Below are 12449 nucleotides of genomic sequence, written 5' to 3' on the forward strand. Positions count from 1 at the left end.
TTTGCTAGTTGATGGGAGAAGTAATATGGGCTTAGAAAAAGAAATCGACGCAATAAATGTTGAACAAAGCACAGTTGATACGGAACCTTCAGTTAAAACTCAGGAAGAGGTCTCTGCAAGCCTAGATGCAACGCAGTTATACTTGAGTGAGATTGGTTTTTCACCTTTGCTCTCTGCCGAAGAAGAAGTCTACTTTTCGCGTTTATCGCTAAAAGGCGACGAGAAGGCACGAAAGCGTATGATAGAAAGTAACCTTCGATTAGTAGTTAAGATAGCTCGGCGATATAACAATCGCGGCTTACCATTGTTAGACCTGATAGAAGAAGGCAATTTAGGTTTAATTCGCGCAGTTGAGAAATTTGATCCAGAGCGCGGCTTTAGATTTTCAACTTATGCAACTTGGTGGATACGTCAAACCATTGAGCGTGCCATCATGAACCAAACCAGAACCATTCGTTTACCCATTCATGTCGTTAAAGAGCTCAACATCTACTTGCGTGCTGCCCGCGAGTTAGTGCAAAAACTAGATCATGAACCTACGGCAGAAGATATTGCTAAAGAGCTCGATAAGCCAGTTGCTGACGTGAGCAAAATGCTCCGCTTAAATGAGCGCATTACCTCAGTAGATACACCGTTTGGTGGCGACTCTGATAAAGCCTTGCTTGATGTTATCCCAGACGAGAAAGGTGCTGGGCCAGAGCGTGATTTGCAAAGTAACGATCTTAACAACAACATTATCGAATGGTTAGGTGAGCTTAACAGCAAACAGCGCGAGGTACTTGCGCGGCGTTTCGGCCTTATGGGCTATGAAGCGGCAACCTTAGAAGATGTTGGTACAGAAATTGGGTTGACCCGTGAGCGTGTCCGCCAAATTCAAGTAGAAGCGCTTAAACGCCTACGTGATATTCTGAGCCAGCAAAACTTATCAATTGAAGCAATCTTTCAAGATTAGTAAGTGATAATAAGCTTTTTCAGTTATTCGCTCCTAGAATACGAACACAAAGTAGTATAAAGAAAAGTAGTAAGAAGAAAGTAATAAAAAGCCAACTTAATTCAAGTTGGCTTTTTTCGTTGCTAAGGCTGTTAATCGAGCGATTAGTGGCTCTAGGTGCTTAACTGATTCTATACGTATAGTACTATCTATATTGCGGTTAAATTGTTAATACTAAAAACCATCATCACCAAGCCACAAATAACCAAACAATAAAAATAAGCTTAACCAAAGTGCGATTGGAATCCAGCTTGAGCGGAATCTTAGTTGAACTGAGTGACTATGATTGGAGTAGCCAGTAATAATCGTTTTAATAACGTTATCGCCTCGCCAACTATGCACTAATGCTGCGACTATATGTATTGCAATTAAGCCAAGCAGAATATCAAAGTTACTATTGTGCAAACTATCCAGCGTTTCTGCTAGCGAGTCACTCACACCATAGATAAGTGGCCCTTCTGCCAGTACATCATCTGTAGCGAATAAGCCTGAGATAAGCTGCACCCCAAGGCTAAGCAGTAGTGCAATTATCATATAGGCGGCCAATGGATTATGGCCAGGGAAAGCTTGGTGAGGTTTGGCTAACCAGCGTAAGGCGCTTACTGGGGATGCAAGAAAATAGCTAAACCGCGAGGTTTGACTGCCGAAAATTCCCCAGAATAGACGACTTATCCATAAAGCCAGCATGGTATAACCGCAGATAAAATGGAGATCAAAATCACCTTGCTCACCTGAATACCACAGCAAAGCCAACAAAATCAGTTGGCTCATATGATAGATGCGGGTGAAATTGTCCCAGACTTTAAATTTCGTCATTACTGCAATTAAATAATTTTACGAATTGGTTTCGCAACTAATCGTCACAATCCATTTTGAAGGCTTTATGGCCTTTTTTACTGGCCTTACCAATTTTACCTAACGCTGATTTAATCGCAGGCAAGTCTTTCGCTTGTGCTAATTCTGATACGGCAGACTTCAAATATTCCATGCCTTTTTGGTACTTTTTAAAGTCAGCTTGTTGTTCAGCAGTCAGTGTCTTTTGGTCGCTAATTGCCAATGGCACAAGATAGGTTGATTGATTTACAGCGGTCATCAACTCATTAGCAATCATTGAAACTTTTTCAATATCACCAGATTTCACTGCTTTTTTAACTGCTTTCATACTGCCTTTCATATCACCCATTAAGTCAGCTAATTCAGTTTTTCCACACATTGGGTGGCTGGCAAAGCTTGGAGCGGAGAAAGCGAGCGCTGACAATACAACAGGAACGATCAATTTTTTCATAGTAAGCCCTTTATATTATTAGATATTTTAATTACGAAATGATTAGAAAGCTTTGATTCGCTAGTAAGATACTAAAAACACGATGCTTTGTAAGCAAATAAATGTCAGTCTACCTACTACAAAAAATGTCATAGAAGTGTATTAATAGTGACATTAAATGGCTTTACTACTGTCATAAACGAGTAAGCACGACTAATTTGCAATTCTAGTGAACCTGCTTGCAGGCTGCTATTTCAATGGTTTTCTTAGCTTTTTGTCATTTCTCTGTAACTTTTTGTCAATAAAAAGTACATATTTCCAAAACATTTCTGTCATTTTTGCCTCGTACGATTAGCCGCAATTCTAAATACATGATGTACACACTAATTTCTGCGGAGCAGGTAACAAAATGCAATTAACAAACCTATTTAAAATAAGTGCAGTTTCAGCTGCCTTGGTGCTAGCCGGTTGTGGCGGTGATATTGAACTTTCTTCAAATGTTGATAACTCAGTAGGTGATACTAACATCACCAACCCAGCACCAACTAACCCTGACACTGGTGCTGATTTACCGGGTATCCCTTCTTCTTCATTGTCAGCTGAAGTAAGTGCAGCGGTAGGTTTTGACGTGCAAGTACAAGTGATTGATGGTCAAGTGTCTGAAAATACGACTCTAGCTAAATCAGATGGCAGCAAGCCAGTATTTTACGCCATTAGTGGTGCATTAGAAGTTGAAGCAGGCGCAACCTTAACGATTGAAGAAGGTACAGTATTATTTGGTCAATCAGGTAACGATTACGTTGTTGTTCATCGTGATGCACAAATCATGGCAGAAGGTACGCGCCAAGAACCGATTATCTTCACTTCTTTACAAGACGTTAAAGGTGAAGAAGCTACTGCTGGCCAATGGGGCGGTATTGTTATTCTAGGTAATGCGCCATCTAACAAGTGTCCTTCAGACGGTTCTGACTGTGCTCTGCAAGTTGAAGGTGTTGCTGAGGGTGCAGTATTTGGTGGTACTGACTGGGAAGATAATTCAGGTGTACTTAAGTACGTTGTTGTTAAGTTCGCTGGTTTTGAAATTGCACCTGATAACGAGCTAAATGGTGTGACATTCGGTGGTGTTGGATCAGGTACTACCGTTGATTTCTTACAAGTTCACGCGAATGCAGATGACGGTGTTGAGTTCTTCGGTGGTGCGGTAGATGTTAAACACTTAGTGTTGACTGGTAACCGTGACGACAGCATCGATTGGGATAACGGTTTCCGTGGTCGCATGCAGCACATTTTCGTACAACACGCCGCGAATGCCGGCGAAGCTAACCGTGCAATCGAAGCAGATAACGACGGTTCAACGCCAGACAAAGAGCCAATGTCTAACCCAACTATTGCGAACATGACAATTATGGGTAACAACTTTGACACGGCTGATAAAGATTCTGAAGGTATCTACCTACGTGAAGGTACTTCAGCAAAAATTTACAACGCAGTGGTTACTGGCCCGTCAGAGATGGGTGAGTGTTTAGAGTTTGAAGCAGGTCAAACTGTGACTAATGCCGAGTCTGGTGCTATTGTGATGCAAAACAGCACCATGGCATGTACCAACGGCGAAAACTTCAAAAACGCTGGTGATTTTGATTTAGCTGCTTGGTTTACTGCTGAGTCTTCAAACGCTGTAAGTTCGTCAATCTTAGTTGATGAAAACGGTGTACCTAGTGCGCAATCGCCACTGTTAGGTGCCGGTCAAGATCCAGCAGCAATCGACACTTGGTTCGACTCAACGGATTACCAAGGTGCATTTGACGGCACAAATGATTGGCGTCAAGGTTGGGCATTCGGTTTTGGCGGCGGTGAAATTACGGCACCAGCTGAGCAAGAAGGTTGTCCAACAGGTACTACGGCTATTGCACCAGTTGCGGGTAACACAACCTGTGAAATTTCAGGCACTATCACCTCTGACTTAACGCTAACCTCTGGCAACCTATACGCATTAGACGGCCCGGTATTCGTTGGTAACGATAAAGCTGATTCAGCAACTTTAACGATTGAAGCTGGTACTACTATCTTCGGTCGCTCAGGTGGCGACTACATCGTGGTAAGCCGTGATTCAAAAATTGAAGCACTAGGCTCAGCAGCGAATCCAATTACCTTTACTTCTAGCCAAGACGTTAATGGCGAAGCGACTGGTTCTGGCCAATGGGGCGGTATGGTTATCTTAGGTAACGCGCCTTCAAACAAGTGTCCATCTGACGGTTCAGATTGTGCACTACAAGTGGAAGGTGTCGAAGAAGGTGCTGTATTCGGTGGTGCTGATACTGCTGAGAACTGGGAAGATAACTCAGGTACCTTACGCTACGTTGTAGTTAAGCACGCTGGTTTTGAAATCGCACCAGATAACGAGTTAAACGGTATCACTTTCGGCGGTGTTGGTTCAGGTACAACGGTTGAATACATCCAAGTACACGAAAACGCAGATGACGGTGTTGAGTTCTTCGGTGGTGCGGTTAACGCGAAATACGTAGTACTGACTTCTAACAAAGATGACTCAGTTGACTGGGACAACGGTTTCCGCGGCAACATGCAATACGTACTAGTTAAGCATGACGAGAATGGCGGTGAAGCTAACCGTGCAATCGAAGCGGATAACGACGGTTCAAATCCAAGCAAGCAACCTCAGTCAAACCCAACGATTGCTAACATGACCATTATTGGTAACAGCTTCGACACAGCCGACAAAGATTCTGAAGGTATTTACTTACGTGAAGGTACTCGCGCTCAACTTCACAACTTTGTTGTCACTAACGCAGCAGGTGAGTGTTTAGAGCTAGAAGCAGGTACAACGGTTGACCAAGCAATCGCTGGCGACACAGTAATTACTAACTCAGTATTTGCTTGTAGCGAAAACTTCAAGAGCCAAGACAGCTCATCAGGTGCATTTGACCTAATGGATTGGGTGTTAAATGTTAACGCTGATAACAGCACAGAAGCAGGCGTAGCAGACGTTGTTAACGGTATCTACACTATCGACACAACCACGCCATACAGCTTCGGTTCACACCCGTTCTTCGACAACGCTAACCACATTGGCGCGGTATCAGAAGACAACGATTGGACTGCAGGATGGACTGTTGGTCTAGAGTAATCTGAGCCCTATCAATGAATAACGATTTGATGAGATAAGTGATTGCCGCCAGCGCTCAGTTGGCGGCATTTTATCTTAGCCTGAACTCTCTACTCTCAGTATCCATTTAGCAACTGACCAACAAGCATTAGCAGGTCAGCCATTCTAAAGAGGTTTGAAATGAACACGAATATTAAGCGCTTTGGATTATCAAGTTTAGCTGTGGCGGTATTGTCTGGCTTAGCTGGTGTTCAAGCGACGGCACAGGAAGCTGACGAAGCAGCGGCAATAGAGGAAGTCGTTGTAAAAGTCAGTCGTTTAAAAGGTACCGCCAGTGCGGTGATAGAAGAGCGTAAAAACCAAGCATTCGTCGCCGACATTTTAGGTGCCGAGCAAATTTCACGAACAGGTGACAGCGACGCGGCCGCAGCACTTCGACGTGTTACTGGCTTAACGCTAGTCGATGGCAAATTCATCTATGTTCGCGGTTTAGGTGAACGCTACTCAAGCACCACCTTAAACGGTGCTTCTGTACCATCGCCGGATCCAACACGTACAGTTATTCCTCTGGATTTATTCCCGTCATCAATTATCGAATCTTTATCGGTGCAAAAATCCTACTCACCATCAATGCAGGCGCATTTCGGTGGTGGTAACGTTGATATCCGCTTAAAGTCGATTCCTTCGCAATTGGTTTTCAATATTGCTGGCAACATTGGTGGCAATACAGATAACAGTTCAAATGGTTTAACCTACGAGGGCGGTGGCGACGATTGGTACGGTATTGACGATGGTACTCGTGAAGCACCAGCGGCACTGCGCCAATTATGGAGTAACTTTGATGCACTAGGCGAGTTATCACAAGCTGATAATCGTGCAATCGCTGCCGACTTGTACAAAGACTATGATCCTAAATCAGAAGATCCCGATCCCGATGTCGGCTTAGATTTAACCTTAGGTAACCGTTTCGACGCGGGTGATTTCCGCTACGGTTTCTTAACAGCATTATCTTACGACAATGAGTGGCAAGTATCGGAAGAATACGAAGGTCAAGATTTCGTGCTTCGCCCTGATGGCTCATTTGATTTAGTGCGTGGTTTTGACGATGTGGTGTCAACTGAGCACTCGGTTAAATGGTCAGGCATGTTCAACTTCGGTATTGAATACTTGCGCGATCACAAGTTAGATTTTAGCTCGATCATCTTGCACGACACCAAAGACCAAATCAAAGACAAGCTCGGTAACACCAACAACGTTTTGTTATCTGACGGCTTGCGCGTGCGTGACTCTGAAGTGACGTACGAAGAGCGAGAACTGATTGTTAACCAGCTACGTGGTACACATACCTTTCCGGAGCTGAACTTCCTGGGCATTGACTGGATGTATTCAGACTCACGCTCAAATCGTTATGCACCGGGGAATATTTTAACTCGCTATATTTTAGCGGACGAAAATGAAGATGGTGTCTTCGATTTGGAAAACGAAAGTTCATTGCGTAATGCGACAACCGCTTCTCGTTATACTTTCCAAAACCTAGATGATGATGCTGAAAACGTATTCGTTAACGTATCGCTACCGCTAACGTTCGACACAACCGAAGTTGAACTAAAGGCCGGTGCAAATTACATCGAGAAAACGCGTCAAGCATTTGCCCGTCGTATTGATGTTAATACACTAGCGTTTAATGGTCTTGATTTGTCTGGTTTTGAGATGAACGAGATTTTAACTGACGATGTTGTTTTAAATCAGCCGTTAAATGGTACGGAGCAAATTATTCGTGACACCTCGGTGGCGGGTGATGATTACTTATCAGCGCAGAAGATTGATGCTTACTACTTTGAAGCCGATGTATTCTTTGACAACACATGGCGCTTAAGCGGCGGTGTGCGTTGGGAAGACTTCCGCCAAGTGGTTGCGCCACTTGACCCTGCAACGGGTCAATTTGATTTACCAGCTGAGCCTACGGTAGAAGATTTAGCAGCTTTAGCGTTCCAAGAAGATGATGTGTTTGGCGCACTAGCGTTAACCTATATTCTTGATGAAACCATGCAATTTCGCGCATCTTACGGTGAAACAACTATTCGCCCTGATATTCGTGAAGTTGCACCAGCAACCTATATTGACCCGCTAACAGAGTTCCCTATCGGTGGTACACCTTCGGTACGCAGTACAAAGGTGAAAAACTACGATTTACGCTGGGAATGGTACTTAGACACAGGTGAAAACTTATCGGTAGGTTTATTCTACAAAGATATGACTGACCCGATTGAGTCTGTGCAATCACCAGCGCAAGATGGACCACCGCTTATTCGTATTGCCAATGCGGAAGAGGGTGAAGTATACGGTGTTGAAGTTGAGTTCATGAAAGATTTTGCCTTCCTAGGCGACTTTATGGGCGGTATTGGTAACGATATTTTCTTGTCGGGTAACGTAACGCTATCTGATTCAGAGATTCAAATCGATACACAAAAAGTGGTTGAGCAAACCGGTGTTTCTACATCAATTACCAACCCAACACGCCGTATGACGGGTCATTCTGAATACGTTGTTAACCTTAACCTTGGTTACGATCATCCAAATGGTAACCACACCGTTAACTTAGCATACAACGTGTTTGGTGAACGTATTATCATTCCTGGTATTGATGATAAAGATGACTCATATGAGCAACCATTCCACTCGTTAGACTTGGTTTACACTTTCTATCCAACGTTCTCAACACAGTTGAAATTTAAAGTGCAAAACCTGCTTGATGAAGAAAAAGAAATTGAGTTTGATAACACCTTATTGCGCAGCGAAACTCGCGGTATCGGTTTTGACGTTCAATTTAAGTGGGAATTCGATTAGCGGTCTCAACCTAATCATTCTATAAAGGCGGCCATAGGTCGCCTTTTTTATGTGTTGTAAATAAATAATGCAAACAGTCTGTTGATATCAATACCGCAAGAAATATCAAAAATTAAGCCCGAAGAATCTTTACAGTAACGCCATTAGCTAAGGCTAGTTAGATTTTATTTAACGCGTAAGGAGTTACTATGAATATTACCAAATCAGTTACCATCAACAAGTCGGCTGAACAAGTGTGGCATTTAGTCGCTCATCAGTTTGATAAAGCGCACTTATGGATGGGACCAATTCCTCATTCAGCTGCTATTGGGGCGGGCGACAGTGAACTCGGCGCACCAATGCAAGGTCGAATGTGTGATCTGAGTAAAAACCCAAATGGTGCCAAAGTGAAAGAGGTGATTACCCAGTTTAGTGAGCAAGATAAAACCATTTCATTTGATGTGTTGCCGGTAAACAATCCAGCAATTGTGCCGCTTAAACAAAATCATGTGCAGATGTCGGTGCGTGCAGTTGACAGTAATAGCTGCCAAGTAATTTGGACAGCGTCGCCACAACTTAAATTATTGGCTTACCCGTTTTATCCGCTGCTAAGACTGATCTTTCCTGTTGCTTTTGGCAAACTACTGGCGGGTCTAAAGGACTACGCCGAAAATGAGTTAGCCGACAATGACGCACTATTGGTTTAACATGAACAACAGGACAAGGTTATGCAGCGATTTTTTAACAGTATCGACTATATCGAGCAGCACTTAGACAAGAAAATCAGTGTTCACCAGATCGCTGCTGCTGCCCACTATTCCACCTATCATTACAGCAGGGTATTTAAAGCATTGGTTGGAGACACACCGAAAGAGTACTTGCGTAAGCGTCGTTTGACTTTAGCGGCGCGCCGACTACTCACCGAAGAAGTTGGCATATTGGAGTTAGCGTTAGATTGTCAGTTTGACTCACAAGAAGCATTTACACGCGCTTTTAAAGCACAATTTAATATCACGCCAGCCCAGTATCGCAAAATCAATGAGCCGTATCGCCTTTTGTACAAGCAGCCGTTTAGTGAAAGCGAATTAGATTATCTGAAAAACAACCTGACCATGGCACCGGAAATTATTGACCAGCCGGCGATGAAAATTGTCGGAATTGCTAGCCAATATGATGATGGCGACTTGAGTCTACCTAAACTTTGGTCGGCATTTGCTCCTTATCGCAATAGCATTCCTAACCGAGTTGGTACCGATTTTTTTGGTATTTACGAAGCCTATGAAGAAACCGAAGATAATACCACCTTTGTTTATATCTGCGCGGCGCAGGTGGCTAATTTCGACGAAGTACCAGAGGGTATGATCACCCGTGAATTGAGCGCGCAGCAATACGCAAGATTCACTCATATCGGGTCACTGGCTAAGCTTGAGGATACCCTGAGGTATATTTGGGGCAGTTGGCTACCAAAAAGTGACTATGAGTATGCAGAAAAGCCGGACTTTGAACTTTTACCCGCGGGCTTTAATGATGCAGACCCTAACAATAAAATTTATTTAAATATTCCTATTGTGCCCAAAGCCTAATGGTGAAATCTAAAAGCTATCCCTAGTGGCTGACCTGAAATAATCGTTTTCGTCACTAGGTTTACGCCTCTTAACATAAGCCTCTGGCCTTCATCTCAGTATCTCGTCTTATCGTACTAAGCCAACCTAATCGCTCAGTTGCACTTAAATTTGCGGTCGTTTTATCAAGGCAAATTCAAAGACCGCAAGAAATATCAAAAAACACAATCGATGATTGATTAATCTTATCGCCATTAAAGCACTTCGCTTTTTAGTTTTTATATTTAGATAAAGTTTTGGAGATTCAACATGATTAAAAGTGTACTTATTACTGGTGCAAATGCCGGCTTAGGTAAAGAAGCGGCGAAACAACTGGCTGCGAAACCTGACATTGAAAAAATTTATTTAGGCTGTCGTAATAAAGAAAAAGCAAAGGCTGCGCAAACTGAGTTAGCGGCGTTAACTGGCCGAAATATTTTTGAAATTTTCCTCATCGATGTCAGCGACCTTAACTCTGTTCGTCAGGCAGTTAAGCGACTACCTGAAAGTATTGATGCCTTAATTATGAATGCTGGAGGGTCTGGCGGTCGTCAATATGATCAACTAACCAGTGACGGTGTGACCAATATTTTCGCGGTGAATTTACTTGGCCATGCGCTGCTGACTGAGCAGCTTATTGCAGCAGGTAAGCTTAATTATGCAGCCTTATATGCTGGCTCAGAGGCCGCTCGCGGGGTTGAAGAAATGGGCATGAAACGGCCAAATTTGGCAACTTCGTCGGTTGATGATTTTGCTGCAATTGCCAATGGTAGTTTATTTGAGGGGAGTAAGGATGCCACAGATCACTATGGTTCAATCAAATATATGGCCGCCATGTGGATGTCAGCAATGGCACGTCAGCACCCAAACCTTAGGTTTATTACCATGAGCCCTGGGGCAACAGTTGGTACTGAAGGTTTTAATACCTTACCTTTTGTTAAACAGCTAGTGATGAAAACCATGTTGCGCTTTATGTTGCTGCTTGGCAAGGTACACGGTGTCGAAACTGGCGCGAAACGCTATGTCGATGGCCTATTTAATAGCGAGTTCCGAAGTGGTGGCTTCTATGCCAGTTTACGCGGGTTAACAGGAGTTATTGGTCAGCAAGGCAGGCTATTTTCGGATATTGACAACCAAGACTTTCAAGACAATGCCTATCAAGCAGTGCAGCAGTTGATTAGTACCCACTAATTTATCTTTACAGAGTAAATAACTCGCTTTTAGAGGCTAGACTTTCGATTTACTAAACTTTTCATATGTAACCTTTTCATATGTAACCTTTTCATATGTAACAAAAGTGACGCGAATAAACGCTTGAAGTGCGTTACCCAGGCATTAGTTTGAGTATATAGGGGCAATTTCTACCTCATGAAATCTTTTGTTTTGTTTCGTGCTGGGAGAGTGGAGTGGTGTATGTCATTTCACTTCTTAGTTATAACAACTAATTCAATTCTTTTTTACACTCTTTAGTTTACTTTTGGTTGAGTGATAATTAAACTACACCGAATAGTTTACTTAAAGGGTTGTTCTGTGAGCGCCGCTAAAGAGTCAAAGTTAGTGAAATCAAAATTAGTTTGGATTGGAGGTCTAGTGATGGCAGTGTCGATTTTCTCTTGGTTTAGCCAAACTGAAACGTCAAAGCAAAAATTTCACAATACCGAAACGCAATATGAAACGCATTTCGGTGTGTTTTGGGAAATCATCAAGTCGTATGTCACCACTAAGCGTGCTGCGCCTGTGCCACCATCAACTTTACCGATTAAACCGCTAACATTTGAAGAAATTCGCGCCGTACGCGATAACAGTGCAGTTAAGTTAGGGCACTCTTCAGTGCTAATGAAAGTAAACGAGCAGGTTATTTTGCTCGATCCTGTCTTTAGTGAGCGCGTTTCGCCAGTGCAATGGGCGGGGCCAAAACGTTTTCATCAGCCACCGATCAAACTGGCTGATATTGAACAGGTTGATGTCGTAGTCATTAGCCATGACCACTATGATCATTTAGATAAAAGCGCGATAAAGCAGCTTAAAGAGAAAGTTGGTCAGTTTGTTGTGCCACTGCGCGTGGGAGACTACTTGCGTGAATGGGGCGTAGCAGAAGATAAAATTACCGAACTTGAATGGTGGCAGAAAACGCAGGTTAATGGCGTTGAATATATTGCGACCCCAACACAGCACTTTTCCGGTCGCGGTTTAATGGACCGTGATTTGACGCTTTGGGCGAGTTGGGTGATCAGAACGTCTGATATTAATGTCTACTTTAGCGGCGATAGTGGTTACTTTAGTGGCTTTGCTGAGATTGGTGAGAAATATGGGCCATTTGATTTAACCTTTGTTGAAACTGGCGCTTACAACAAGCTTTGGTCGGAAATTCATATGCTGCCAGAAGAAAGCATGCAGGCGCATATTGATCTTAAAGGCAAGGTGATGATGCCGATTCACAATGCCACCTTCGATTTGGCGTTACATGACTGGGACGAACCACTTGAGCGAGTTACCCAGTTGTCAGAGTCGAATCAGGTAACGCTTGCAACGCCGATTTTTGGTGAGTTTTTTGATTTAGCTAATCCACAAGCAAACAACCGCTGGTGGCGAGAATTGTAGCGGAGCATTAAATCAGCCAGCATAATTTATTATGTTTGGTGTTAT

At 43.2% G+C, this 12449-nt stretch carries 9 protein-coding genes; 7 read left to right on the top strand and 2 right to left on the bottom strand.

What is annotated here, in order from left to right:
• Positions 1 to 25: 25 nt before the first annotated feature.
• Complete coding sequence (gene rpoS / locus ACSLUR_RS03085) at positions 26 to 952, top strand: RNA polymerase sigma factor RpoS (RefSeq protein ID WP_115999283.1); 927 nt, start codon at positions 26 to 28, stop codon at positions 950 to 952.
• Positions 953 to 1165: 213 nt separating this feature from the next.
• On the opposite strand, the gene ACSLUR_RS03090 is transcribed toward rpoS, so the two are convergent.
• A complete protein-coding gene (locus tag ACSLUR_RS03090; protein WP_448551705.1) occupies positions 1166 to 1807 on the bottom strand; it encodes a cytochrome b/b6 domain-containing protein in 642 nt (213 codons plus the stop codon).
• Positions 1808 to 1844: 37 nt separating this feature from the next.
• On the bottom strand, positions 1845 to 2276 hold the full coding sequence (locus ACSLUR_RS03095) for a cytochrome b562 (protein ID WP_448551707.1): 432 nt from the start codon (positions 2274 to 2276) through the stop codon (positions 1845 to 1847).
• Positions 2277 to 2664: 388 nt separating this feature from the next.
• Here ACSLUR_RS03095 and ACSLUR_RS03100 point away from each other — a divergent pair, with 388 nt between their 5' ends.
• From ACSLUR_RS03100 to ACSLUR_RS03125, 6 genes are all read left to right on the top strand, one after another.
• On the top strand, positions 2665 to 5397 hold the full coding sequence (locus tag ACSLUR_RS03100; protein WP_448551709.1) for a beta-helix domain-containing protein: 2733 nt from the start codon (positions 2665 to 2667) through the stop codon (positions 5395 to 5397).
• A gap of 159 nt (positions 5398 to 5556) precedes the next feature.
• On the top strand, positions 5557 to 8223 hold the full coding sequence (locus ACSLUR_RS03105) for a TonB-dependent receptor domain-containing protein (RefSeq protein WP_448551711.1): 2667 nt from the start codon (positions 5557 to 5559) through the stop codon (positions 8221 to 8223).
• Between the two features lie 188 nt (positions 8224 to 8411).
• Positions 8412 to 8909, top strand: coding sequence for an SRPBCC family protein (locus ACSLUR_RS03110; protein WP_448551713.1), 498 nt, complete (start codon positions 8412 to 8414; stop codon positions 8907 to 8909).
• A 21-nt stretch (positions 8910 to 8930) separates the two neighbouring features.
• Positions 8931 to 9785 carry an AraC family transcriptional regulator gene (locus ACSLUR_RS03115; protein ID WP_448551715.1) on the top strand — a complete coding sequence of 285 codons (855 nt, stop codon included), beginning with the start codon at positions 8931 to 8933 and terminating at the stop codon, positions 9783 to 9785.
• Positions 9786 to 10073: 288 nt separating this feature from the next.
• A complete protein-coding gene (locus tag ACSLUR_RS03120; protein WP_448551717.1) occupies positions 10074 to 10994 on the top strand; it encodes an SDR family NAD(P)-dependent oxidoreductase in 921 nt (306 codons plus the stop codon).
• A 366-nt stretch (positions 10995 to 11360) separates the two neighbouring features.
• Positions 11361 to 12404: an MBL fold metallo-hydrolase gene (locus ACSLUR_RS03125; protein ID WP_448551719.1), complete on the top strand. Its 1044-nt coding sequence runs from the start codon at positions 11361 to 11363 to the stop codon at positions 12402 to 12404.
• The last annotated feature ends 45 nt before the right edge of the window (positions 12405 to 12449 follow it).

Source organism: Thalassotalea montiporae (assembly GCF_053485855.1).